Consider the following 23,912-nt stretch of genomic DNA (forward strand, 5'->3'; position numbering starts at 1 on the left):
ATTAAGATACAAAAAACTTGAAAAATGACATTGGGATTATTACGAAAAATATCAAGAAGTTATTAGACAGTCTGACGGGCAGGAATATTTGTCGTTATAAGCACAATAAGGATTGTAAGTATTGTTGAAGTTTAGTTGAATTGTATTTTCAGCACTTATATCAGTCGTCATTACGTCCATATAACGCCCGCCACCATAAGATTCGTTTCCAGAAGTATCATCTGTAAAAGGTAAAAACAAGTAGTCTTTATACTTCTCGTCTCGTTCATCATCTTGACTCTGATAAATAGTCAATTTGCAATCTTTTCCATTTAAATTAAAACTCAAAATTCCATATTCTTTATACAATGGTTTTCTAGTTGTAGTAGTTGCCATTTCAAAAATAGGTGCGTTTTCTGTTCTTTTCAAATTTGCAGTTACAATAAAAGAGGAATCTACTGGAAAAAAATCCAATCCTTTAAACTTCTTTAAATCTCTTTTTTTTAAAGGCGATTTTGTAGCATCTTTATATTGTGTGTTTAGTTCTTTCTGGTATTCGGTTGCACCAAGAATGGGTCTTTTATCTTGTGAATTGCATGAAGTAATGATAATGAAGAACAATAATAGGCTTACAAATTTCATATTTACTTATTTAAAAAATCAAAAATACAACTTTCAATTATTTTATGTAGATTTGAAATCAATTAAGAAATCAAAATGAAAACAGTCAAAATTTATAACATGCAGTTATCGTATATAAAATACGAAAGGCGGACTATCTATAAATTTTGATAATGATACAATTATATCAAACAATTTAATAAAGTCCGACTTCACAGTCGGACTTTCTATTTTAAAGAAATTCTCAGTTTTATAAGAATTGATACGTTGAACTTATTCTGCACTCGTTTCAGCATCAGAAAAAAATTAATAACCAAACTAGATGAATAGATTATTTAAAAATTACATAAACACTTTTAAAGGACTTTCAACAGAAGTTTGGTGGCTTGCTTTAATAACATTAATCAATAGGGCAGGAACTATGGTGATTCCGTTTTTGAGTTTGTATTTAAACAAAAGTCTCCATTTTTCATTGCCAGATGTGGGTATCATTATGTCTTTTTTTGGGATAGGTTCTTTAGTAGGAACTTGGTTAGGAGGAAAGTTGACAGACAAAATTGGGTACTACAAAGTAATGTTTGTAAGTCTTGTATTTACAGGTGTATTTTTTGTGCTACTTCAATATGTAACTACTTTTGCGGGTTTTTGCTTCGGAATTTTCTCTGTAATGTTGGTTGCTGATGCATTTAGACCCGCCATGTTTGTAGCATTGAGTGCCTATAGTAAACCAGAAAATAAAACACGTTCTGTCACTTTAATTCGTTTGGCAATTAATTTAGGTTTTTCTGCAGGACCTGCAATTGGCGGTTTAATAATTACAGGAATTGGCTACCAAGGTCTGTTTTGGGTAGATGGAATTACCTGTGCTTTGGCAAGTATTTTACTATTAAAAGTTTTACACCCTAAAAAGGTAAAAGTGTTAGATGTTGTAAAAGTAGAAAACCCCGTTTCAGTATATAAAGACAAAGCTTTTTGGATCTTTTTTATAGCAATGTTTATCTTCGGATTTACCTTTTTGCAGTATTTTTCTACAATGCCTTTGTATTATAAAGACATCCGTTTTTTATCTGAACTAGAAATAGGCTTGTTAATGGGTTTCAACGGATTTTTTATCTTTCTTTTTGAAATGCCATTGATTAAATGGTTAGAACAACCAAAAAACTCAAAAATAAAATTGGTTGCAATTGGGCTTTTTCTAGTCGCCATAAGTTTTGTGGTTTTAAACACAACATCTTGGATTGGAATTTTATTGGTTGGAATGTTATTAATGACGATCGGAGAAATGATTGCTTTCCCTTTTTCTAATGCCTTTGCTGTAGAAAGAGCCAAAAAAGGAAATCAAGGAGAGTATATGGCAATGTATAGCATTGCATTCTCTCTATCTCATGTGTTTAGTCACAACGCGGGTATGCAAATGGTTGCTAATTTTGGTTTTGAAACAACTTTAGATGTGCTAACTGTTTTTGCCTTGATGGGAGTTTTAATATTACTTTTTCTGGTGAAAATTTTAAAGAAAGAGCAGTTAAAAAAAGCATCAATGTAAATTGATGCTTTTAAAAATATAAAAAGTTTTATTTATTATTTCACTACAACTCTCCAGCCATAAGGGTCTTCAGCTTTATTGGTTTGAATGTCTGTAATTGCTTTCTTTAATGTAGCTGCAAAAGGTTTGTCTAGTTCTGGTAAATCGTAGTCTGTATCTTGATACCCAAAACCTGAAATCGGTGAAATTACGGCAGCAGTTCCTGCACCAAACATTTCTTTTAAACTACCAGATTGTGCAGCAGCGATTACTTCAGAAACAGAAATTTTTCTTACTTCTACATCAATACCCCTATCTTTTGCAATTTGAATGATGCTTTTACGAGTAATTCCATCTAAAATCCGATCACTTGTAGGACTTGTAATTAAGGTATCATGAATTCTGATAAATATATTCATCGCACCCGCTTCTTCGATATATTCATGTTTATGGTCATCTGTCCAAATTACTTGATTATATCCTTTTTCAATAGCCAATTGTGTTGGGTAAAACTGGGCAGCGTAATTACCACCAGCTTTTGCAAAACCAACCCCACCATTTGCAGCACGTGCATATTTTTCTTCAATTAAAACTTTTACTTTACCTGCAAAATAAGCTCCTGAAGGTGCAGTACAAATCATTAATTTATAAGCGTCTGCAGGAGAGGCATGAAAACCATTTCCAGACGCAAACATAAAAGGTCTAATATATAAAGAACTTCCGTCATTTGTAGGTATCCAAGCTTCATCAACTTTTAATAAAGCTTTTAAACCTTCCATAAAAATTGCTTCAGGAATTTGAGGAATTACCAAACGTTCAGCAGATTTATTTAAACGTTTACAATTGTCTGTAGGTCTAAACAATAAAGTGTTTCCGTCTGTATCTTTGTAAGCTTTCATTCCTTCAAAAATAGATTGTCCGTAATGAAAAATCTTCGCAGAAGGATCTAAAGAAATAGGTGCATAAGGTTCAATTACTGGTGTCTGCCATTCTCCATCTTTAAAATCACACACAAGCATGTGATCAGAAAAAACGCTACCAAAAGGTAGATTATTAAAATCTACGGAGTCTATTTTAGACTTTTCTATAGGTTTGATTTCTATATTAGAATTCATAGTTTAGCTAATTAAATTTGATTACAAATGTACATAATTTATTCATCTGTACTGATATAAAAAAGTGGGTTTTGCTGTTAAATTCATTACATTTGTGTTTGAATAGTTAAAATTTTTTAAGATGAAATTAGTCCTTAGATTTTGTGCAATTGCACTATTGGTTTTTACAGCATGTAAAAAAGGAAAAACGGAAAATGTAAGCACAGAAATGCCTACACAAGAATTGGCATACGCTTCTTATGGTGATAAAATATCTAAAGAAAAAGCAATGACTTCTGAACAGATGTTGGCTAAATTTGAGAATATGAATGTTGGTGATACTGTAAATGTAAAATTTATATCAGAAATAAAAGAAGTTTGCTCAAAAAAGGGATGTTGGATGAAGCTTCCTCTAGCAGAAGAAAGCGAAGCGATGGTACGTTTTAAAGATTACGGTTTTTTTATGCCTTTAGATGCTCAAGGAAAAGAAGTAATTGTAGCAGGGAAAGCATTTGTAAAAATAACACCTGTAGAAGAATTACAACATTATGCGGAAGACGCAGGAAAAAGTAAAGAAGAAATTGCAAAAATCACAGCACCTAAAAAAGAATTTACTTTTGAAGCAAACGGTGTTTTGTTAAGTTTAGAATAATTTTCATAAATTGTCTCGACTGTGCTTAACAAAACAACCTAATTCCAATAAAACTTGAAAAGAGAAATTTTAATTACTTCAGATGGGTCTACAACCATACATTTACCAGATTGGGATGAACAATACCATTCTAAAAATGGTTCTATCAATGAGACCTATCATGTTTTTATAGAAAGCGGGTTAAAGTTGGTTTCTTCTGATAAAGTTGCAATACTCGAAATTGGTTTTGGTACGGGTTTAAACGCTTTTATTACGTATTTAGAAGCTAAAAAACCAATAGACTACGTTGGTGTAGAAGCCTATCCTGTTACTCCAGATGAAATTGAGAAAATGAATTTTATAGCTGTGTTAGATGCAAAAAAAGAGCATACAATCTTTCATAAAATGCACCAAGTTTCTTGGGATGAAAAACACCAAATTACAGATACATTTTCTCTTTTAAAAAGGAAGCAGTTTTTTGAAGACATTGAAGATAAAGATGCTTTTCATTTGATTTATTTTGATGCTTTTGGAGCTCGTGTTCAACCTCAATTATGGACAGAAGAAATTTTTGCTAAAATGTTTGATGCATTAAAGGAAAACGGAATTTTAGTAACCTATTCTGCAAAAGGAAGTGTTCGAAGAGCCATGCAAGCGGTAGGTTTTACAGTAGAACGTTTGCCTGGTCCTCCGGGAAAAAGAGAAATGTTACGAGCTGTTAAAAAAAGCAATCAGTAAGTAGTAAGCAGTTTTCAGTTATATTTTTTATAAAAAATTTATTCAAATGGAATTCAAAAGAAAGTTTGGTAGAAAGAAAGAATCAAAACCTAAAAAAGGTCTTTTTTTAGTGTTGCTTTTAGCAATCGCTCTAATCCTTTGGTTTAAGGCAGATGCAATTATGGAAGCTTTGTTTTAAGCTTATTTTTTAAAATTTCTTCCTTTCCAATTGTATTTATAGAAAAACGATTTAAAAACAATACATACGCTAAAAAAAGGATATATAATACCACTAAATACATACCATTTAAAGAATGTTTTTTTATGATTGTAAAAGTTTATCGTTGGTATAAATAGAAATAAATCGATTGATATTTTTAGAACTAAAGGAAGAAAAATAGACGCTATATTGTCATAAAAGAATACATTGAAAACCACATAAAGATTTACCAAAAAGACTAAAAGACCAATCAGTTTTACGCGAGTAGATTTAAATTTACTTGTTTTTGAAACCCAACGAATTCTTTGTTGAATGAGCGCTGAAGTCGATTTTACTGGAAAAGTAGAAACAATCGCTTCTTTAGATTTTAAAAAATGAACTCCGTTTTTATCATCTTCTAAAAATTTTTCAAACAGAAAAATATCATCTCCACTTGCAATTGTATCATTTCCTTTAAAACCATTCAACTTTAAAAAAATATCTTTTCTGTAAGCTAAATTTGCACCGTTGCATAGAAAAGGAAAGTTCATGCCAAAACCACCAATGGTAGTTCCTTGTAAGCTCATAAAGTCTAACAATTGAAACTGCTCTAAGAAGTTGTTTTTGGCAATATAATTTACTGGAGCAACCACCATTTTAGGATTGCTTTTTTGAATAAAACGATCCAAAGCTTTTAGCCAATTTTCAGAAACAATACAATCTGCATCTGTTGTAAGAATCCAATTATTTTTTGCCATTTGTATTGCTGTAGAAATAGCATCTTTTTTTGGAGAGTTGGAGGTTCTTTTATTTTTAATAATATGGATGTCTCCTCGAGCGCAGTCGAGAGGTTTTAGATTTTGACTATTATCAATCTGAAATTTATTTAGAATTTGTTGGATTTTAGCAACTGAAGCATCCGTAGAATCATCATCAACAAAAATAAATTCTACGAGTTCTTTTGGATACTTTAATGCTGCAATTGAGTTTAACAAATTAGGGAGATTTTCTGCTTCATTTCTAAAAGGAATAATAACAGAAAACCTGGTTTTGAAAGTTGTGTTTTCTGCGTAAAATTCTTCAATTTTATAAAAACCAATCGTTAAAGAAATGATTAGCACTGCATACACAGAAAAAAGAAAGACGAATACCCAAATCATGTAACTAATTTTAGTTTAAAAGTAAGTACAAAATAACTGCCAATCATTGCAGGAATCGCAAAATTTAAAATCCACATGAATGTTGTAATGCTTAGAATTGTAAGCGTATTAAGATTCAAAAAAGTAAAAATAAAAATAGCAACCGTTCCTTTTAAAACAGCATCAAATACTGATAGCATCGGTATAAACGAACTAATCAAATACATAGCACAAGTAGCGCTAAGTGCATCGATATAAGAAACATCAGCTTTAAAAATAATGAGCAAAAAATAAAATTGATGAGAGAAAATAAGGTATCTTAAAAAAGAGAACAAACCAATCTTGCAATGTTCATTTACGGAGATTTTTACTGAATATTTTCGAAATAAATTTTCTTTAGATTTTAAAAATTTCCAAAGAAATAAGCTTCCAAAAATAATTACAAAACCCATAAGAATTGCATAAGAAATTTTAGTCAAATTCAATGGAACGTTCTGGGTGTTTATCAAATAAAATAATCCAATAAGACCAAAAAAGACAGTTGCAAAAAGTTGGTGCAAATTTCCGATAAAGTTTAAACTTAGAATTTTTTTTCGTAAAGATTTCTCGAAATACAATGCTTTCGCGCCATATTCACCAATTCTGTTTGGTGTTAGTAAAGAAGTTGTTAACGAGGCTAAACTTTGCTTTGCTGCTTCTAAAAAATGAATCTTCTTAATATTTAAAACCAATATCTGCCACTTTTTAATTTCTAAAAACCAGTTTAAAAAAGTAAAAAATAATAGAAAAACAAGGTTTTTAGATGAAATAATATGGTTTTCAATCAAATTTTGATAAAAATCAGAAAATTTCAATTGATCGTTAGAATTTAATTTTTGCCAAATAAAATATCCACAACCAAATACAATACTTAGTTTTATGAGCAACCAAAAGAATTGTTTAGATTTGTGTGTTAGCGAATAATTCATTGTTTGCAAAGTAACAAATAATCGTCAGTAAGTGAGATGAGAAATTCAAAAACAATCTAAAATATTGAAGACGGAGAAAATTATTTTAGGAATCGACCCAGGGACTACCATCATGGGTTTTGGTCTGATAAAAGTGATTGGTAAAAAAATGGAATTTATTCAAATGAATGAATTGATGTTGCAGAAATATGATGACCATTATCTAAAACTAAAACTAATTTTTGAACGAACCATAGAATTAATAGATACCTATCATCCAGATGAGATCGCTATTGAAGCTCCATTTTTTGGTAAAAATGTGCAATCGATGTTGAAATTAGGCAGAGCACAAGGGGTTGCCATGGCAGCTGGTTTGTCTAGAGAAATTCCGATTACAGAGTATTTGCCGAAAAAAATTAAAATGTCCATTACGGGAAAAGGAAGTGCAAGTAAAGAGCAAGTTGCCTTGATGTTAAAATCGCTTTTAGATTTAAAAACATTGCCGAAAAATTTAGATGCTACAGATGGATTGGCAGCTGCAGTTTGCCATTTTTACAATTCAGGAAAAGTGGTTGGTGGAAAAAATTATACAGGTTGGGCGAGTTTTGTGAAACAGAATAGCCCCCAAACCCCCAAAGGGGGCTCAAAAAACTCTTTAGTCGTTAACCTTAAAAAGAAAAAATAATAGGTATGGTCAAAGAGTATTCTCACAAGAGTAAGAATTCTTCCCCTTTTGGGAAGCTAGATGGGGCTTGTGGGATCTACATTCACATACCATTTTGCAAACAAGCATGTTTTTACTGCGACTTTCACTTTTCTACCTCTTTGAAAAAGAAAGACGATATGATTTCGTCTTTAATAAAAGAAATTGAATTTAGAAAAGACGAGCTAGGTAATAAAATTGTAGCAACTATTTATTTTGGTGGAGGAACACCTTCTGTTTTAAATACTGAGGAAATTCAGCTTTTAATAGCGGCTGTTTATCATAATTTTGAAGTTGTAGAAAATCCTGAAATTACGTTAGAAGCAAATCCTGATGATTTGTCTGAGGAAAAAATCATTGAGCTTTCAAAATCGTCAATCAATAGATTAAGTATTGGCATCCAATCTTTTTTTGAGAAAGATTTAAAGTTGATGAACAGAGCTCACAATGCGAAAGAAGCTAGAGAATCACTATCTCTAGCAACAAAATATTTTGATAATATTTCACTAGATTTAATTTACGGAATTCCCGATTGTACCAATCAGCAATGGAGAGAAAATATACAAACGGCTTTGAGTTTCGGAATTCCTCATATTTCTAGTTACGCCTTAACTGTGGAGCCAAAAACGGCTCTGGAGACTTTGATACATAAAGGAATCATTAAAAATGTAGATGATGAAAAGGCACAAGAACAATTTTATATTTTAATTGATGAATTAGAAAATTCAAATTTTGTGCATTATGAACTTTCTAACTTCGGAAAAAAAGGTTTTTTTAGCAAAAATAATTCGTCTTATTGGTTGGGGAAATCTTATTTAGGAATAGGACCTTCTGCACATTCTTTTGATGGAAATCAAAGAAGTTGGAATGTGAGAAACAATTCAAAATATATCAACGAAATTCAAAAAAATATACTTCCCATAGAAAGAGAAACACTCTCTAAAGTAGATAGCTATAATGAATATATTATGACGGGTTTAAGAACCATTTGGGGCGTTTCAATACTTAAAATTAAAGAAGATTTTGGAGATGATTTTGTAAATTATTTAGCAAAACAGTCTCAAAAATATATTCAGGAAGAATTGTTAGAAATAATTGTGATTTCGAACGGAGTAGAGCAGTTAAAAATAACTAAAAAAGGAAAGTTTTTATCAGACGGAATCGCATCCGATTTGTTTATGCTAAACTAGTTTCAGTATAAAGAAATACGATGATAACGAATTTCTTATTTTGCGGAATGTATAATTTTTAAAGAGGCTTTTAAAAAATAAAAATAGTTAAAAAATTGGTATAAAGATTGGATATGGAATGTAATAAAATCGCAAAAGCCTAATTTAAAAAACTTATATTTGGATTTATAATAATCAGATACTGAAACAAGTTCAGCAGACATGAAAGCAATCATAGAATATAACTCAAGAAAAATAATCATCAATGTCTCTGAACCTATAGATATTTCTATTCCTATAGATGTGTCAAGAAAAAATGTAAATGCTTGGTATATAGACGAGCCAAAAATTTTTCCAGAAGAAATTGATGGAGAAATTGTGAAAGTTTCAGAAGGCGCGGTTGTAAACTTTAACAACATTCATTTCAATCCTCATTCTCATATTACGCATACAGAATGTGTGGGTCATATTACAGAAAAGGCACATTCTATAAATCAGAATTTAAAGCATTATTTCTTTGTTGCTGAAGTGGTAACCGTTGCTCCAGAAAATCTAGGAGAAGATTTTGTAATTTCTGAAAAACAATTAAGAACTGCTTTAAGAAATAAAAAAAGAGATGCTATAATTATACGAACTTTGCCCAATTTAATGGATAAAAAATCGATGCAATACTCGAATACAAATCCACCTTATTTATTAGAAGAAGCAGCAATTTATTTGCGTGAAAAAGGAATTAAGCATTTGTTAATAGATTTGCCATCAGTAGATAAAGAAAGAGATGATGGGCAGTTACTTTCACACAATGCTTTTTGGAATACTTCTGGAGAAATGAGATTGAACGCTACAATTACAGAGTTTATTTATGTACCAAATGCTGTGGAAGACGGAGAATATTTACTAAATTTAATGATTGCTCCGTTTGAGAATGATGCAACTCCCAGCAAGCCGATTTTGTATAAAATTATAAAATAAAAATAGTATTGTTAGCACCAAACTCACAAATTTTAATTTGTGAAAATCTGTGAAATTCGTATCTGTAGAATTTTATCTAAAACCATTTCTTACGCTTAAAATACCAAACAGAAATAATGGTAATTAAAATCATAATTCCCAATAAAATAAAATAGCCGTATTTAAATTTTAACTCTGGAATGTTTTCAAAATTCATTCCGTAAATTCCTGCTAAAAAAGTCAAAGGAATAAAAATAACAGATAAAATAGTAAGTGTTTTCATTACTTCATTTAAACGGTGTCCTTGAATACTAAAAATTAAATTTATTTTACTTTCTAGCTCTTGCAATTCAAAATCGATATTCGAAATCAAATTATTAGTCTGTTCTTTTAATTCACTAAAATATTTAGAATTGAAACCTTCAATTTCTATTTTTTCTAGTTTAACAATGGTATCTCTTAGGCTAATTGTTGCTTTTTTAAAATTGAATAATTCTTGTTTTCTTTTTTCTACCAAAGAAGTAAATTCGGGTGTTGGTTTAACGCTTCCAGAACCAAGTCTGTCAGAACTTAACTCTGCATTTACTTGATAGGTATCTTGATAATTATCTATGATAGATTCTAATAATAAAAACAATAAATAATCTGCTTTTTTCTTTCTAACAATACCTTTATTTCCTTCTAAACGCTCACGAATCCAATTAAAATAGTCACCCGGCTTTTCTTGAATAGACCATAAAAAATCTGGCGAAACAATAAAAATCATCTGTTCTGAATCTAATTTCTGACTTTCAGTAATTAAAACACGTGTGGTTATAAATAATAAATCATCGAGTAAAATAACTTTGTTAGGATGTTCTTCATCACTTAGTAATTTAATTAAAAAATCGTCTAATTTATTTTGATAAATAACTTTTCTATAAGACTCTCTATATTGAATACCATAGGTGTTTAACCATTTTATGGTGTCTTCATTTTTAGATAAATCAATTTCAGCGATGGTAGAGAAGTTGTTTTTCTCATAATTCTTACTTGAATAACTGATGATAGATGACTTATCTAAGAATTCATTTTCCATTTGAATAATAATTGTAAATTTGATAGATAAAGATACTTTTTAAATTGTAATTAATAGAACATTTTATGCATATAGAACAATTAAGAGATTTTTGTATTGTAAAGAAAGGAGTGACAGAACATTTTCCTTTTGATGACGTTACATTGGTTTTTAAGGTGATGGGAAAAATGTTTGCACTTACGGGTTTAAGTAATTGGGAAAAAGGAGAACAAAAAATTAATTTAAAATGCGATCCTGATAAAGCAGTTGAATTGCGTGGAGTATATGAGGGGATAAACCCTGGTTGGCACATGAACAAAAGACTTTGGAATACGGTAACCATCAATTCAAGTGATGTTCCAGATGATTTGGTCAAAGAACTGATCAATCATTCTTATGATTTGGTGGTAAAAAGCTTGACCAAGAAATTACAAGCCGAATTAGAGAATTTATAAATGAAAAAACAAGCATTAAGAAAACGTTATCAGCAGAAACGTGCAGTTTTAACTGAAGATGAAATTCAGGTATTACAAAACAACGTCTACCAACAGGTTTATGAATTAGATATTTCTGAAGTTGAAACTGTTCATTTGTTTCTTTCTTTAAAGAAGTTTAATGAAATAGACACACAACCTATTATTGATTTTTTTAGAGCCAAAAGGAAGCGAATAGTGGTGAGTAAATGTAATTTTAATGACAATACTTTGTCTCATTTTTACTACGATAAAAACACAGCTTTAGAATTGAATAAATTCGGAGTGCCTGAACCTATAAATTCAGAACAAGCTTCTGAGGATATATTAGATCTTATTTTTGTACCACTTCTAATTTCTGATAAAAGAAATTACAGAGTGGGATACGGCAAAGGTTTTTACGATCGTTTTTTATCTAATTGCAGAACAGATACTACAATAATCGGACTTAATTTTTTTGAACCTATTTCTAAAATTGAAGATATTAATGATTTTGATGTTGCTTTAGATAAAGTGATCTATCCTACATAATAGTTTAATAGTTTTTTGCATTTTTATCTAATTATCTTTAAAACCTTCTAATTTAAATAACATATTTGGGTCAGGACAAATGCTTTTCCAAATTTCAATTTCACTTTCAAAGGCAACTCCTGGGAAATCATTTTCAAAGTCTAAAAGAGTAAGCATTATTTGAAAGTGTAAATGCGGAACCCAATCTCCATTTTCTTTAGAATTTGCCAAAATTGCAATCTGTTTTCCTTTTTTTACAACGTCTCCAATTTTATGTTTTAGAATGCTCTCTATAGTATTATGTCCGTATAAAGTATAAAAAGAAAGTTCTTTTACGGTATGTTTTAAAATGATGAATCCTCCATAGCCTTTATGGCTAGCGTCATCTGTTATGCAAATAACTTCACCATCTAAAATGGCATGAACGGGTGTTTTTTCTGGCAACCAAAAATCTAAACCTAAGTGAATTGTTCTTTTTTCAAACCCATTTTCACTTTCTCTTTCATAAATATCAGAAGTATATAAAGCCCTTTTTTCTAAATAGCCACCAGCAATAATTTTATTAGGGGCTTTTTTTTGAAGTGAATCTATTTTTTTTTGAAAAAAACTTAAGTCGTTAAACTCTTCTTTTCCTCCTATAAAATTACTGGTAACACTCAAGTCTACATGATGTATTTCCTTTTTATTTATAGTTGGAAAAAGTGATGTTAAGGAAAAAGTGTTTTTCGTTACCCAATTATTAAATTTCGTTAAATTCGGATGAATTGTAAAAGCAAATTTATTTTTAAAACTTTTATGTGACGTAGATGTTTCCATAAAATAAAAATAAGACAAAGTTTAGAAATCAACCTAAAATCACCTTAGAATCTTTGTAAATTTGTTGTAAATATTTTAAAAATGATTGTACAAGGTAATATTGTAGATATTCTTAATAGAAGAACCTTTAAAGGTGAAGTTGTCGTTGAAAACGGAAAAATTAAAGAAATTCGGAAGGCAAATCATCATAAAGAAAACTATATTTTACCAGGTTTTGTAGATGCACATATTCATATAGAAAGCTCTATGTTGGTTCCTTCTGAGTTTGCAAAAATTGCGGTTGTGCATGGCACTGTTGCTACGGTTTCAGATCCGCATGAAATTGCCAATGTTTTGGGTGTAAAAGGTGTGGAATTTATGATCGAAAATGGAAAGAAAGTTCCGTTGAAATTTAATTTTGGTGCCCCAAGTTGTGTGCCCGCAACATCTTTTGAAAGTGCAGGTGCCATTGTAGATGCAAAAGACATCAAATTGATGATGGAAAACCCTGATATCAAATATTTGGCAGAAATGATGAATTATCCAGGTGTTTTATTTGATGATAAAGAAGTTTTAGCAAAAATAAAACATGCCAAGAATAATAAGAAACCTATTGATGGTCATGCACCAGGTTTGCGAGGAGACGACCTAATTAAATATATTTCAGCAGGAATTTCTACAGATCATGAATGTTTTACCTACGAAGAAGCTTTAGAAAAATTACAGAAGGGTATGAAGGTAATTATCAGAGAGGGTAGTGCTGCAAAAAACTTTGAAGCGCTGATAGATTTACTCCCTGAACATTTTGAAAATATGATGTTTTGTTCAGATGATAAGCATCCAGATGATTTGTTATTAGGGCATATCAATCAATTGTGTGAGAGAGCAGTTGCCAAAGGAATTGATGTTTTTAAGGTATTACAAGCAGCTTGTATAAATCCAATAACACATTATAACTTAGAGGTTGGGTTGTTGCAAAAAGGAGATGATGCCGATTTTATTGTTGTTGAGAACTTAACCAATTTTAAAGTTTTAGAAACGTATATCAACGGAGAATTGGTGGCGAAAAATGGCGAATCGTTTGTGGAATCTGTAGATTTCGAGATCTTGAATAACTTTCATACAGATCAAAAGAAAGTATTAGATTTTGAGTTTATATCATCCTCAGAAAAAATAAGAGTCATTGAAGCTTTAGATGGCGAGTTGGTTACGAATCAACTAGAAATGGCTTCTTTACTTGTTGATGGAAATTTAGTTTCAAACACAAAAAATGATGTGTTAAAAATGACCGTCGTAAATCGTTATAAAAATGAAAAACCAGCAATTGCATTTATTAAAAATTTCGGATTAAAAAAGGGCGCCATTGCAAGTTCTGTTGGTCATGATTCTCACAACATTATTGCTGTTGGTGTTTCTGATGCAGCAATTTGCAAAGCTGTAAATTTAATTATTGAAAACAGCGGTGGCGTTTGTGCTGTAAATACATCCGAAGAAAAAATAGTCTCTTTGCCCATTGCAGGAATCATGTCTGATTTGTCTGCTGAAGAAATTGGTAAATCGTACGCAGCATTAGATAAAATGGCGAAACAAATGGGAAGCACGTTAAGAGCACCTTATATGAGTTTGTCTTTTATGGCATTGTTGGTCATACCGTCTTTAAAATTATCGGATAAAGGTTTGTTTGATGGAACTTCTTTTAAATTTACTTCCTTAGAGATCATGTAGTTGGTGTACTTGTCATTCCCACGAAAGTGGGAATCCACAGTAAGTAAATAGAAGCTATAAGTAAACGATTGGTTTAAGCTTATGTTGAAAAGAGTATTCAAAATTTTCTGTTCAAACTTGTTGATTTTATTTAACTTTAAACAATCTAGTTTGGATTCCCGATTTCTCGGGAATGACAAGACTGAGAACAATCTCTTAAATTTACTTCACTAGAGGTCGTATAATTAGTGTGTTTGTCATTCCCACGAAAGTGGGAATCCACAGTAAGTAAATTAGAAGCTAGAAGTAATCGATTGGTTTAAGCTTATGTTGAAAAGAGTATTTAAAATTTTCTATTCAAACTTGTTGATTTTATTTAACTTTAAACAATCTAGTTTGGATTCTCGATTTCTCGGGAATGACAAGATCGAGAACAATCTCTTAAATTTAGTTTTTTAGAGATCGTATAATTAGTGTGTTTGTCATTCCCACGAAAGTGGGAATCCATACTTCAAAAATTGAAAATGAACACAATTCATCAATATTATGTTTATATTTTAGCAAGTAAAATAAGAGGTACATTATATATTGGTATGACGAATGATTTACAAAGAAGAGTTTACGAACATAAAATGGGAATCAAAAAAGGTTTTACTTTTAAATATGGTGTAAATAGATTAGTGTATTTTGAAACATTTCAAAATGTTGAAGAAGCTATTTTAAGAGAAAAGAGATTGAAAAAGTGGAATAGAAGTTGGAAAATAGAATTGATTGAAAAAGAAAATATAAGATGGCTTGATTTAGCAAGTGATTGGTATGACAATCTTTTAATTGATTAGTGCGAGTTTTCTTTATTAGTAATATAAAATTAGTCTATTTGTCATTCCCACGCAAGTGAGAATCCACAGTAAGGAAATTAGAAGCTATAAGTAATCGATTGGTTTAAGCTTATGTTGAAAAGAGTATTTAAAATTTTCTGTTCAAACTTGTTGATTTCATTAAACTTTACATACTCTAGTTTGGATTCCCGATTTCTCGGGAATGACAAGACTGAGAACATTCTCTTAAATTTACTTTTTTAGAGATAAAATAATCTTTTTGTCGTTCCCACGAAAGTGGGAATCCATACTTCAAAATTAAAAAAAAATCAAAATTTTAAGAAACCAATTTATTCACTTTTTTATTCATCACTAAAAACCAAAGTGGCGGAATCAATGAAAGTAACATCATTCCAGGATATCCTGTAGGCATTTGCGGACTTTCAGGAAGAGATTTTAACAACTGGTAATGTTTTGCCCCATTGTAGTGGTGGTCTGAGTGTCTACTCAAATTAAACAAAAAAGCTTGCCCTATTTGATGGTCGGAATTCCAAGAATGATTCCTTTTTACACGTTCATAACGTCCGTGTTCATTCTTTTTTCTTAGCAAACCATAATGTTCAATATAATTAACGGTTTCTAAAAGTAGAATGCCCGCAATTGCAGCTGCTAGAAATGCAAGTGTCACAAACATTCCATAAAACAGGAAAATAGTAGCAATAAAAATAACAGTACAAATACTATAAATAACCATCCTGTTTTGATGGTGAAGCCAGCCTCTTTCTAAACTTTTCATCCGTTTATTTTCTATATTCCAAGCTTGAAAATAGCTGGTAATATGAGAGCGAATCCAAAAGGTAAAAATCCATTCATTTTTTCTTGCAGTAGCAGCATCATTAGGGGTTGCAACATTGTAATGGTGCCCACCATTATGATATGGTAAAAAATGAGTGTTTAGTGAAGTTAATAATAATATTTCACCAATAAACTCATCAACTCTATTGTTTCTATGTCCTAATTCATGCCCTACATTAATACCCATCACACCACATAAAATACCCATTCCTAAAATTCTACCAACCATTTCAAAAGTTTCTAAACCAGGTTCTTGGATGTATTTAAAAAATAGCAGTAGAAAGACAATTTGAATCGGTAAAGTTCCATACAATAAATAGGTGTAGAGTTTGTTTTTTTTCTCTTTATTTTCTTCTTCTTTTGTGAAGTTGTTCTTATTTGGCTTTACAAAAAATTCTAAAAGAGGGATAAAGCCAAATACAAAAATGATGGGTAAAAATGTAAGCCATCCTTTATTTGTAAAAGAAATAAATACAGTGATTGGTAAAATTAAGATCGCAAAGTATTTTAAAGCTTTCATTTAGAGTTATTAATTTTCTAAAGATAGCATTTAGTTACAAGCGTTCCAAATAATATCTTTTGGGGTAGGTGCAACAATGGCTATTTCTTCTTTAGAAACAGGATGCGTAAAGTTGATTTTTCTTGCATGTAAACTAATGCTTCCGTCTTTGTTAGAACGTGGAAAACCATATTTTAAATCTCCTTTTATGGGACTGCCAATATGTGATAATTGTGTTCTTATTTGATGATGTCTTCCTGTTTCTAAATCAATTTCAACCAAAGAATAGTTCTCTAGTTTTTTAATGATTTTATAATGTAGAATTGCTTTTTTACTGCCTTCAATTTCTTTTTTATAAACAAAAGACTTATTTTTTTTGGTGTCCTTTTTTAAGAAATGATCTAAGGTGTCTGAAGATTTTTTTGGGATACTTTTTATAAGTGCCCAATATGTTTTTTTAATTGTTTTTTCACGAAGCATTTTGTTTAATCGCTCTAAAGCTTTAGAGGTTCTTGCAAAAATTACAATACCAGAAGTGGGTCTGTCTAATCGATGAACGGTTCCTATAAAAACATTCCCAGGTTTTTTGTATTTATCCTTTACATATTCTTTTACAACATCACTTAAAGGTTTGTCGCCAGTTTTATCACCCTGAGTAAGATCACCCGCTCTTTTATTTACAATAATAATATGATTGTCTTCAAATAAAACCTGTAAATTTTCTTTAGTTGATTGCATTTATAGGTGTTTAAAAGTAAAATTGAAGTTCATTATTTAAAATCTTTGGCAACATCTTCATTTACACCGTCAATGAATTCTAAAAACTCTTTTCTACCTAAACCTGTGGAAGAAGAGGTTAAGAATGTTATTGGTAAAGTTTCCCAAGTGTTTAAAAGTTTCTTTTTGTAAGAGGTAATTTGTTTGTTTATTTTAGAGCTTCCTAATTTATCTGCTTTGGTAAAAACAAGGCAAAACGGAATCTTATTCTCTCCTAAAAACTGCATAAATTCTAGATCTATTTTTTGAGGATCGTGTCTAGAATCAATCAACACAAATGTGCAAACTAACTGCTCTCTTTCTTTAAAATAGTTTTCTATAAAGTACTGAAAAATGGTTCTTTTCTTTTTAGAAATTTGCGCATAACCATAACCGGGTAGATCGACTAAAAACCACTCTTCATTTATTTTAAAATGATTAATCAACTGGGTTTTTCCTGGTTTTCCAGAAATTTTAGCCAAATCTTTACGCTCCATTAACATGTTAATTAATGAAGATTTTCCCACATTAGAACGTCCTATAAAAGCGTATTCTGGTATTCTGTCTTTGGGTGCATTGATAACATTACTGTTACTCATTACAAATTCTGCAGATCTAATTTTCATAAGAATTAAAGCTTTCTATCTGTAAACCATTTGTGCAATATGGTGTTGAATTCTTCAGGTCTTTCCATCATTGCAGCGTGCCCGCATTTATCAATCCAAAATAAATCTGAATCAGGTAAAAGTTTATGAAAATCTTCAGCAACTTCTGGTGGTGTAACATTGTCTTGTTTTCCCCAAATTAAACAAGTTGGTTGTGTCATTTCAGGAATATCATTTGCCATATTATGTCTAATGGCACTTTTTGCAATAGATAAAGTTCTAATCACAGCACTTCTATCATTTACAATTTTAAAAACATCATCAACCATTTCCTTTGTTCCAATTTCTGGATCGTAAAAAACATCCTTCGTTTTTTGTTCAATATATTCGTAGTTTCCTCTTTTTGGAAAACTATCTCCCATTGCTTTTTCGTATAAGCCAGAACTACCTGTTAATACCAAGGCATTCACTTTTTCTGGATAGTGTTTTGTAAAATATAAACCAATATGACCGCCTAAAGAGTTTCCTAATAAAATGGCCTTGTTTAGTTCTTTATACTCCATAAATTCCTTTAGAAACGAAGCTAAGTTTTTAACGTTTGTTTTTAAAAGTGGAAGAGAATACAATGGCAATTCAGGAATTAAAACATGGTAACCATTTTCAGAAAAGTGAGTAAACGTTTTTCCGAAGTTACTCAAAGCACCCATTAGCCCGTGTAAAACAATTATTGCAGGCCCTTTTCCTGATTCTGCGTATGTAAATTTTCCTTCCGTTTTTAACGTTTCAGTCATCGTTCAATTCGTTTTACTTAAACGCAAATGTAATTCTTTTTTATAACATATATAACGTTTTCGTAAATCACTATAAGTCAATTTCTAAGGGCGAAATGAGCCGAAATACCTTGAAAAAGCAATTACTTATCAACAATGTGGTAAAAAGTGGTAAAAAGTGGTAAAATTTATATATTTTTGATGTTACATTAAGATTCAAGAAAAAGTGATCAACCTAATTGGTACATATGAATGCAAGGCAGATGCAAAGGGTAGAGTGATGTTTTCATCGGCTCTAAAAAAGCAACTGCAACCCATTTTAAATGAGGGTTTTATTATAAAGCGAGCAGTTTTTCAGCCTTGTCTTGAGTTGTATTCTATGGAAGAATGGAACTTAATGATGCAGAAGATTAATAAACTGAACAAGTTTGTTAAAAAGAATAATGATTTTATAAGAAGGTTTACTGCTGGTGTAAAAATAGTTGAATTTGATGCAGCAGGAAGAGTTTTAATTCCGAAAGATTTAAGTGAATTTGCAGGAATTAAAAAACAGGTTGTATTGTCATCTGCAGTAAATATTATTGAAATTTGGGACAAAGACAACTACGAAAAAGCCATTGATGACGCTGCTTTAGATTTTGCAGATTTGGCTGAAGAAGTAATGGGAAATACAGAATTCGATGAATTATCATAGTCCGGTTTTATTAAAAGAAAGCGTAGATGCTTTGGCTATTAAAGAAGATGGCATTTATGTAGATGTTACGTTTGGTGGTGGAGGTCATTCTAGAGAAATTTTAAGTAGGCTTGGAGAAAATGGAAGGTTGTTTGGGTTTGATCAAGATCCGGATGCTTTAGAGAATGCAATTGATGATGAGCGTTTTACATTGATTCCAGAAAATTTTAGGTATCTCTCAAGATTTTTAAGATTTCATGGCGTAAGAAAAGTAGACGGAGTATTAGCAGATTTGGGAGTTTCTTCGCATCAATTTGATGAAGCAGAAAGAGGGTTTTCAATTCGTTTTGATGGTGATTTAGATATGAGGATGAATCAGAAATCTAAAATATCAGCCAAAGAAATTATCAGTAGTTATTCTGAAGAAAAATTGGCAGAAATATTGTTTTTATATGGAGAATTAAGAAACTCTAGAAACATCGCAAAAACAATAGTAGAAAAAAGACAAGAAGAAAAAATTGAAACCAGTTTTCAGCTGAAAGAAGTCTTACAGCGGTATTTACCAAAAGCAAAAGAACATAAAATATTAGCACAAATATTTCAAGCCATTAGAATTGAAGTAAATGAAGAATTAGATGTTTTAAAAGAATTTTTAGAACAAATCCCAAGTTTATTAACTGCTGAAGGAAGGCTAAGTGTCATTTCTTATCATTCATTAGAAGATAGATTAGTCAAAAGATTTATAAGAACTGGCTTGTTTAAAGGTGAGTTAGAAAAAGACATGTTTGGTAGATCTAATGAGCCGTTAAGGAAAGTTGGAAAACTAATTATTCCCAATCCTGAAGAAATAAAAATAAATAATAGATCTAGAAGTGCAAAATTAAGAATTGCAACATTAAATAATTAGAATGTCTAAAATTAAAAAAGGTGTATATGGTTTTCTTAGAGGAAGTTTCCTTACAGACGAATCTGCCTTTAAAAATTGGCGCATTATCATCTTCATCGTTGCGCTACTCTTAATAATGATTTCTATGGGGCATAGCGCAGAGAAAAAAGTATATAAAATATCTGAACTAAATAAGCTAAAAAGAGAATTAAGAGCAGAGTATGTAGATACAGGTACTATTTTAATGAGAATGAAAATGGAATCTAATATTAGAACAAAAGCTAAAAAAAGAGGTTTAAAACCTTCTGCAACCCCACCAAAGAAAATAAAAGTAACTTATAAAAACGACTAAAATTGGCAACTCACAAAAAAAGCATCCTTACTAAATTCTACTTGGTTGCGGCTTTTATGACCTTGTTTTTGTTGGCTATTATTTTTAGAGTTATCAATCTTCAATATGTTCAAGGAGATGCGTATAGAAAATTAGCAGAAGAACTTACCGTTAGACAAGATACCATTTATGCAAACAAAGGAAATGTCTATGCTGCAGATGGTAATTTGCTGGCTACTTCTATGTCTAAATTCAATATTTATATGGATTTGGTTACAGTAGATAGCCAAATATTTGAAGAAAATATTGTTGAATTGTCTAAAGAACTCTCAAAATTATTAGGGCGTTCAGCTAAGTACCATCAGACAAGATTAAGAAAAGCTAAAAATAAGAAAAGAAGGTACTTTTTAATTGCTAGAAATATCGGGTATACAGATTATTTAAAGATGAAAACATTTCCAATTTTTAAATTGGGAGTATATAAAGGTGGCTTTATTGCAAAACATAGAACCGAGCGTGCGCACCCAATTGGTAAAATTGCAGAAAGAACCATTGGTTATGATGATTTTAGAGGTGAAGCAGGTATAGAAGGTGCTTTTGCAGATTATATGCAGGGTGAAAATGGTTTGCGTTGGGAACAGAAAATTGCAAAGAACCAGTGGAAGCCTATTAGCGATTTTAATGAAAAAGAACCCATTGATGGTCATGATATTATTACAACTATTGATGTAAATATTCAGGACATAACCCATCATGCATTGCTAAGAAAGTTAGAATATTTTGAAGCAGATCATGGTTGTGCAGTGGTGATGGAAACGGCAACAGGAGAAATCAAAGCAATTTCTAATTTGGGTAGAACTTCAAAAGGAAAATATTACGAAAAAAGAAATTATGCCGTTTGGGAAAGTCATGAGCCTGGATCTACTTTTAAGTTGGCAAGTTTAATGGCGGCTTTAGATGATAAAATGATTGATACTTCTACCGTTGTAGATACAGAAAAAGGTAGAATTTTTATTCATGGTTCTAAAGTGGAAGATTCTCACAGAGGCGGTTATGGAAAAATCTCTGCGGCGAGAGCTTTTGAGGTTTCTTCTAATGTGGGTATTGTGAAATTAATTAAAAAGCATTACGATCATCAACCAGAAAAATTTATTGAGAAATTAGAATTGTACGGATTTACAAATCCCATCGGTTTCTCAATTAAAGGAGAAGGAAAGCCTGTAGTGCCAAAGCCTTCAGATAAAAGGTGGAACAAAATTTCTTTAGAATGGATGTCTTGGGGCTATGGAATTTCTATTACACCAATGCAAACCCTAATGTTTTACAACGCCGTTGCAAATAATGGAGTGATGGTAAAGCCAAGGTTTATTAAAGAATTAAGAAGACAAGATAAAACAGAAAAAGTGTTTGAAACTATTGTTGTGAATCCGAAAATTGCTTCTGATGAGACCTTGAGTAAAATTAGAAAAGTAATGGAAAATGTAGTTGTTAGAGGAACTGCAGATAATATTTATTCCCCTAATTTTTCAATGGCAGGAAAAACAGGAACCGCAAAAAAGTTTTTACAAAAACATACAGATGAAGATGGTAAAACCGTAGCTGCTGGGTATTCTAATAAACATTATGTGGCTTCATTTGCAGGGTTTTTTCCAGCAGAGAGTCCTAAATATACTTGTATTGTGGTGATTCACGATCCTAAAAAGGAAAAAGGATATTATGGCGCAACCGTTGCTGGACCTGTCTTTAAAGAAATTGCTCAAAAAATTTATACTACAACGCCCATAGACAATCAATCTGTAAACGATAAAGTTGACTTTGAAGAAATTCAAAAGGAATATTTAAAATATGATAAAAACCTAAGTAAAAATTATACAGAGATTCCGAATGTAAAAGGAATGTCTGGTATGGATGCTTTGTCTCTTTTAGAAAATATTGGTTTAAAAGTAAAAATTTCTGGAGTGGGTAGAGTGGAATCTCAATCTCTAAAAAAAGGAGAGAAGCTAGAAAAAGGAAAAACAATCACATTAAAATTATCATAGTCTGAAGAATTTAAAAGACATATTGTATAAAGTAGCGATTACCAAAGTATTTGGTACAACAGCTATTGCTATAAAAAACCTTGTTTTCGACTCAAGAAAAGTTGAAGAAAAGGATGTTTTTGTCGCACAAAAAGGACTTTCTGTAGATGGTCATTTATATATCGAGAAAGCGATAGATTTAGGGGCAATTGTAATTATTTGTGAAGATTTCCCCAAAAATAAAAAAGAAGGAGTTACATATATTCAAGTAGCCAATGCAAATATTGCTTTGGCAATTATGGCTTCTAATTTTTATGATAATCCTTCTGCTAAAATACCTTTGGTGGGTATTACGGGTACAAATGGTAAAACCACCATTGCTTCACTTTTGTATCAATTATTTAAAAAAGCAGGTTATAAAGTTGGTTTACTTTCTACAGTAAAAATTATGGTTGATGACGCTGAGTTTAAAGCAACACACACCACTCCAGATTCGGTAAAAATTAATTTTTATTTAGATAAAATGGTTGAAGCGGGTGTAGACTTTTGTTTTATGGAAGTGAGTTCTCACGGAATTCATCAAAAAAGAACAGAAGGACTAACATTTGCTGGCGGAATTTTCACCAATCTTTCTCACGATCATTTAGATTACCATGAAACGTTTGCGGAATATAGAAATGTAAAAAAACAGTTTTTCGATTCGTTGCCAAAATCAGCTTTTGCGTTGACAAATATCGACGATAAAAATGGCAACTTTATGTTGCAAAATACCAAAGCAAAGAAGAAAACCTATGCTTTAAAAACCTTGGCAGATTTTAAAGTGAAGATTTTAGAAAAACAAATCTCTGGAACTTTAATTTCTGTGTATGGAATTGAGGTTTGGACAAAATTAATAGGTGTTTTCAATATGTACAATGTAACGGCAATTATTGGAACTGCAGCACTATTAGGCTTAGGAAAAATAGAAGTGCTAACTATTATTAGTGAGCTAGAAAGTGTAAGTGGACGATTTGAATATGTAATTTCTAAAAACGGAATTACGGCAATTGTAGACTATGCACACACGCCAGATGCGCTAAAAAATGTGCTGGAAACTATTAACGATATCAGAACAGGAAATGAAAAAGTGATTACGGTTGTAGGTTGTGGAGGAGATAGGGATAAAACCAAAAGGCCAAAAATGGCGCACATCGCTTCTCAGTTAAGTACTCAAGCAATTTTTACATCAGACAACCCGAGAACAGAAAATCCGCAGACTATTTTAGACGAAATGGAAGTGGGTGTTTCACCAGAGAATTACAAAAAAACACTCACAGTTTTAGATAGAAAACAAGCCATTAAAACGGCATGTAAATTTTCTGAGTCTGGAGATATTTTACTTATTGCAGGAAAAGGACATGAGAATTATCAAGAAATAGATGGAGTTCGTACTCATTTTGATGATTTAGAAGAAGTGAAAGACTGTTTCAATCAATTAAAAAATTAGTAAG

General features: G+C 31.1%; 26 protein-coding genes. 16 read left to right on the forward strand and 10 right to left on the reverse strand.

From position 1 onward, the window contains the following. Window positions 1-51 precede the first annotated feature (51 nt). Window positions 52-621, reverse strand: a complete 570-nt coding sequence (locus tag Q0998_RS09065; RefSeq protein ID WP_299669173.1) for a DUF1684 domain-containing protein — start codon at window positions 619-621, stop codon at window positions 52-54. 301 nt (window positions 622-922) lie between these two features. On the opposite strand from Q0998_RS09065, the gene Q0998_RS09070 reads away from it, so the two are divergent. Beyond that, on the forward strand, window positions 923-2,143 hold the full coding sequence (locus Q0998_RS09070; protein ID WP_299669175.1) for an MFS transporter: 1,221 nt from the start codon (window positions 923-925) through the stop codon (window positions 2,141-2,143). Between the two features lie 35 nt (window positions 2,144-2,178). Here Q0998_RS09070 and Q0998_RS09075 read toward each other — a convergent pair whose 3' ends face one another. Then, on the reverse strand, window positions 2,179-3,237 hold the full coding sequence (locus tag Q0998_RS09075) for a branched-chain amino acid aminotransferase (RefSeq protein WP_299669177.1): 1,059 nt from the start codon (window positions 3,235-3,237) through the stop codon (window positions 2,179-2,181). A 121-nt stretch (window positions 3,238-3,358) separates the two neighbouring features. Between Q0998_RS09075 and Q0998_RS09080 the strand changes: the two genes are divergently transcribed. From Q0998_RS09080 to Q0998_RS09090, 3 genes are read left to right on the forward strand one after another with little or no spacing between them, the layout of a single operon-like run. Next, complete coding sequence (locus Q0998_RS09080) at window positions 3,359-3,868, forward strand: DUF4920 domain-containing protein (protein ID WP_299669179.1); 510 nt, start codon at window positions 3,359-3,361, stop codon at window positions 3,866-3,868. 54 nt (window positions 3,869-3,922) lie between these two features. After that, complete coding sequence (mnmD, locus tag Q0998_RS09085; protein WP_299669181.1) at window positions 3,923-4,585, forward strand: tRNA (5-methylaminomethyl-2-thiouridine)(34)-methyltransferase MnmD; 663 nt, start codon at window positions 3,923-3,925, stop codon at window positions 4,583-4,585. A 46-nt stretch (window positions 4,586-4,631) separates the two neighbouring features. Then, on the forward strand, window positions 4,632-4,763 hold the full coding sequence (locus Q0998_RS09090; RefSeq protein ID WP_299669183.1) for a hypothetical protein: 132 nt from the start codon (window positions 4,632-4,634) through the stop codon (window positions 4,761-4,763). A gap of 2 nt (window positions 4,764-4,765) precedes the next feature. Here the strand turns inward: Q0998_RS09090 and Q0998_RS09095 are convergent, their stop codons facing one another. Further along, entirely contained in the window at window positions 4,766-5,923 is a 1,158-nt protein-coding gene (locus Q0998_RS09095; RefSeq protein ID WP_299669185.1) for a glycosyltransferase, read from the reverse strand. Continuing rightward, the gene (locus Q0998_RS09100; RefSeq protein WP_299669187.1) at window positions 5,920-6,870 is read right to left on the reverse strand and encodes a lysylphosphatidylglycerol synthase domain-containing protein; all 951 of its coding nucleotides are present in this window, start codon (window positions 6,868-6,870) and stop codon (window positions 5,920-5,922) included. The genes Q0998_RS09095 and Q0998_RS09100 overlap by 4 nt, the downstream gene beginning before the upstream one ends. Before the next feature lie 64 nt (window positions 6,871-6,934). Between Q0998_RS09100 and ruvC the strand changes: the two genes are divergently transcribed. The 3 genes from ruvC (at window position 6,935) to Q0998_RS09115 (ending at window position 9,693) form a co-directional block, all read left to right on the forward strand. Further along, complete coding sequence (gene ruvC, locus Q0998_RS09105) at window positions 6,935-7,534, forward strand: crossover junction endodeoxyribonuclease RuvC (protein WP_299669189.1); 600 nt, start codon at window positions 6,935-6,937, stop codon at window positions 7,532-7,534. Window positions 7,535-7,539: 5 nt separating this feature from the next. Further along, a complete protein-coding gene (gene hemW, locus Q0998_RS09110) occupies window positions 7,540-8,742 on the forward strand; it encodes a radical SAM family heme chaperone HemW (protein ID WP_299669192.1) in 1,203 nt (400 codons plus the stop codon). A 201-nt stretch (window positions 8,743-8,943) separates the two neighbouring features. Then, window positions 8,944-9,693 carry a cyclase family protein gene (locus tag Q0998_RS09115; protein WP_299669195.1) on the forward strand — a complete coding sequence of 250 codons (750 nt, stop codon included), beginning with the start codon at window positions 8,944-8,946 and terminating at the stop codon, window positions 9,691-9,693. A gap of 76 nt (window positions 9,694-9,769) precedes the next feature. Here Q0998_RS09115 and Q0998_RS09120 read toward each other — a convergent pair whose 3' ends face one another. After that, complete coding sequence (locus tag Q0998_RS09120) at window positions 9,770-10,750, reverse strand: CorA family divalent cation transporter (protein WP_299669198.1); 981 nt, start codon at window positions 10,748-10,750, stop codon at window positions 9,770-9,772. A gap of 65 nt (window positions 10,751-10,815) precedes the next feature. On the opposite strand from Q0998_RS09120, the gene Q0998_RS09125 reads away from it, so the two are divergent. Both Q0998_RS09125 and Q0998_RS09130 read left to right on the forward strand, forming a co-directional pair. Further along, a complete protein-coding gene (locus tag Q0998_RS09125) occupies window positions 10,816-11,184 on the forward strand; it encodes an MmcQ/YjbR family DNA-binding protein (RefSeq protein WP_299669201.1) in 369 nt (122 codons plus the stop codon). Then, window positions 11,185-11,733: a 5-formyltetrahydrofolate cyclo-ligase gene (locus Q0998_RS09130; protein WP_299669204.1), complete on the forward strand. Its 549-nt coding sequence runs from the start codon at window positions 11,185-11,187 to the stop codon at window positions 11,731-11,733. It abuts the gene before it with no gap. A gap of 27 nt (window positions 11,734-11,760) precedes the next feature. Here the strand turns inward: Q0998_RS09130 and Q0998_RS09135 are convergent, their stop codons facing one another. Further along, on the reverse strand, window positions 11,761-12,528 hold the full coding sequence (locus Q0998_RS09135; RefSeq protein ID WP_299669207.1) for a peptidoglycan DD-metalloendopeptidase family protein: 768 nt from the start codon (window positions 12,526-12,528) through the stop codon (window positions 11,761-11,763). 81 nt (window positions 12,529-12,609) lie between these two features. Between Q0998_RS09135 and ade the strand changes: the two genes are divergently transcribed. After that, window positions 12,610-14,232 carry an adenine deaminase gene (gene ade / locus Q0998_RS09140; protein WP_299669210.1) on the forward strand — a complete coding sequence of 541 codons (1,623 nt, stop codon included), beginning with the start codon at window positions 12,610-12,612 and terminating at the stop codon, window positions 14,230-14,232. A gap of 503 nt (window positions 14,233-14,735) precedes the next feature. Beyond that, complete coding sequence (locus Q0998_RS09145; protein WP_299669213.1) at window positions 14,736-15,050, forward strand: GIY-YIG nuclease family protein; 315 nt, start codon at window positions 14,736-14,738, stop codon at window positions 15,048-15,050. 316 nt (window positions 15,051-15,366) lie between these two features. Here the strand turns inward: Q0998_RS09145 and Q0998_RS09150 are convergent, their stop codons facing one another. The 4 genes from Q0998_RS09150 to Q0998_RS09165 are packed head-to-tail and all read right to left on the reverse strand — an operon-like array spanning window position 15,367 to window position 18,535. Next, window positions 15,367-16,404 (reverse strand): alkane 1-monooxygenase, encoded by a 1,038-nt coding sequence (locus Q0998_RS09150; protein ID WP_299669216.1) that lies wholly within the window; start codon window positions 16,402-16,404, stop codon window positions 15,367-15,369. Between the two features lie 30 nt (window positions 16,405-16,434). Then, entirely contained in the window at window positions 16,435-17,121 is a 687-nt protein-coding gene (locus tag Q0998_RS09155) for an RluA family pseudouridine synthase (RefSeq protein ID WP_299669218.1), read from the reverse strand. Window positions 17,122-17,153: 32 nt separating this feature from the next. Then, complete coding sequence (gene yihA, locus Q0998_RS09160) at window positions 17,154-17,765, reverse strand: ribosome biogenesis GTP-binding protein YihA/YsxC (RefSeq protein WP_299669221.1); 612 nt, start codon at window positions 17,763-17,765, stop codon at window positions 17,154-17,156. 5 nt (window positions 17,766-17,770) lie between these two features. Then, window positions 17,771-18,535 (reverse strand): alpha/beta hydrolase, encoded by a 765-nt coding sequence (locus Q0998_RS09165; protein ID WP_299669224.1) that lies wholly within the window; start codon window positions 18,533-18,535, stop codon window positions 17,771-17,773. Between the two features lie 205 nt (window positions 18,536-18,740). Here Q0998_RS09165 and Q0998_RS09170 point away from each other — a divergent pair, with 205 nt between their 5' ends. The 5 genes from Q0998_RS09170 to Q0998_RS09190 are packed head-to-tail and all read left to right on the forward strand — an operon-like array spanning window position 18,741 to window position 23,908. Next, complete coding sequence (locus Q0998_RS09170; RefSeq protein ID WP_299669227.1) at window positions 18,741-19,208, forward strand: division/cell wall cluster transcriptional repressor MraZ; 468 nt, start codon at window positions 18,741-18,743, stop codon at window positions 19,206-19,208. Next, on the forward strand, window positions 19,195-20,094 hold the full coding sequence (gene rsmH, locus Q0998_RS09175) for a 16S rRNA (cytosine(1402)-N(4))-methyltransferase RsmH (RefSeq protein ID WP_299669230.1): 900 nt from the start codon (window positions 19,195-19,197) through the stop codon (window positions 20,092-20,094). The genes Q0998_RS09170 and rsmH overlap by 14 nt, the downstream gene beginning before the upstream one ends. A 1-nt stretch (window position 20,095) precedes the next feature. After that, entirely contained in the window at window positions 20,096-20,425 is a 330-nt protein-coding gene (locus Q0998_RS09180) for an FtsL-like putative cell division protein (protein ID WP_299669233.1), read from the forward strand. A gap of 56 nt (window positions 20,426-20,481) precedes the next feature. Then, window positions 20,482-22,443, forward strand: coding sequence for a penicillin-binding protein (locus Q0998_RS09185; RefSeq protein WP_299669443.1), 1,962 nt, complete (start codon window positions 20,482-20,484; stop codon window positions 22,441-22,443). Window position 22,444: 1 nt separating this feature from the next. Next, the gene (locus tag Q0998_RS09190) at window positions 22,445-23,908 is read left to right on the forward strand and encodes a UDP-N-acetylmuramoyl-L-alanyl-D-glutamate--2,6-diaminopimelate ligase (protein ID WP_299669445.1); all 1,464 of its coding nucleotides are present in this window, start codon (window positions 22,445-22,447) and stop codon (window positions 23,906-23,908) included. The last annotated feature ends 4 nt before the right edge of the window (window positions 23,909-23,912 follow it).

This window comes from uncultured Polaribacter sp., assembly GCF_947501385.1.
Classification (GTDB): Bacteria; Bacteroidota; Bacteroidia; order Flavobacteriales; family Flavobacteriaceae; genus Polaribacter.

Bases quoted from the DNA above. Each gene is read 5' to 3' on its own strand.
- Q0998_RS09145 (WP_299669213.1), top strand. From the start codon at position 14,736: ATGAACACAATTCATCAATATTATGTTTATATTTTAGCAAGTAAAATA.
- Q0998_RS09180 (WP_299669233.1), top strand. From the start codon at position 20,096: ATGTCTAAAATTAAAAAAGGTGTATATGGTTTTCTTAGAGGAAGTTTC.
- yihA (WP_299669221.1), bottom strand. From the start codon at position 17,765: ATGAAAATTAGATCTGCAGAATTTGTAATGAGTAACAGTAATGTTATC.
- Q0998_RS09115 (WP_299669195.1), top strand. From the start codon at position 8,944: ATGAAAGCAATCATAGAATATAACTCAAGAAAAATAATCATCAATGTC.
- Q0998_RS09165 (WP_299669224.1), bottom strand. From the start codon at position 18,535: ATGACTGAAACGTTAAAAACGGAAGGAAAATTTACATACGCAGAATCA.
- Q0998_RS09135 (WP_299669207.1), bottom strand. From the start codon at position 12,528: ATGGAAACATCTACGTCACATAAAAGTTTTAAAAATAAATTTGCTTTT.
- rsmH (WP_299669230.1), top strand. From the start codon at position 19,195: ATGAATTATCATAGTCCGGTTTTATTAAAAGAAAGCGTAGATGCTTTG.
- Q0998_RS09070 (WP_299669175.1), top strand. From the start codon at position 923: ATGAATAGATTATTTAAAAATTACATAAACACTTTTAAAGGACTTTCA.
- Q0998_RS09075 (WP_299669177.1), bottom strand. From the start codon at position 3,237: ATGAATTCTAATATAGAAATCAAACCTATAGAAAAGTCTAAAATAGAC.
- Q0998_RS09150 (WP_299669216.1), bottom strand. From the start codon at position 16,404: ATGAAAGCTTTAAAATACTTTGCGATCTTAATTTTACCAATCACTGTA.
- Q0998_RS09065 (WP_299669173.1), bottom strand. From the start codon at position 621: ATGAAATTTGTAAGCCTATTATTGTTCTTCATTATCATTACTTCATGC.
- ade (WP_299669210.1), top strand. From the start codon at position 12,610: ATGATTGTACAAGGTAATATTGTAGATATTCTTAATAGAAGAACCTTT.
- Q0998_RS09130 (WP_299669204.1), top strand. From the start codon at position 11,185: ATGAAAAAACAAGCATTAAGAAAACGTTATCAGCAGAAACGTGCAGTT.
- hemW (WP_299669192.1), top strand. From the start codon at position 7,540: ATGGTCAAAGAGTATTCTCACAAGAGTAAGAATTCTTCCCCTTTTGGG.
- Q0998_RS09185 (WP_299669443.1), top strand. From the start codon at position 20,482: ATGACCTTGTTTTTGTTGGCTATTATTTTTAGAGTTATCAATCTTCAA.
- Q0998_RS09120 (WP_299669198.1), bottom strand. From the start codon at position 10,750: ATGGAAAATGAATTCTTAGATAAGTCATCTATCATCAGTTATTCAAGT.
- Q0998_RS09125 (WP_299669201.1), top strand. From the start codon at position 10,816: ATGCATATAGAACAATTAAGAGATTTTTGTATTGTAAAGAAAGGAGTG.
- Q0998_RS09090 (WP_299669183.1), top strand. From the start codon at position 4,632: ATGGAATTCAAAAGAAAGTTTGGTAGAAAGAAAGAATCAAAACCTAAA.
- Q0998_RS09080 (WP_299669179.1), top strand. From the start codon at position 3,359: ATGAAATTAGTCCTTAGATTTTGTGCAATTGCACTATTGGTTTTTACA.
- Q0998_RS09155 (WP_299669218.1), bottom strand. From the start codon at position 17,121: ATGCAATCAACTAAAGAAAATTTACAGGTTTTATTTGAAGACAATCAT.
- Q0998_RS09095 (WP_299669185.1), bottom strand. From the start codon at position 5,923: ATGATTTGGGTATTCGTCTTTCTTTTTTCTGTGTATGCAGTGCTAATC.
- Q0998_RS09100 (WP_299669187.1), bottom strand. From the start codon at position 6,870: ATGAATTATTCGCTAACACACAAATCTAAACAATTCTTTTGGTTGCTC.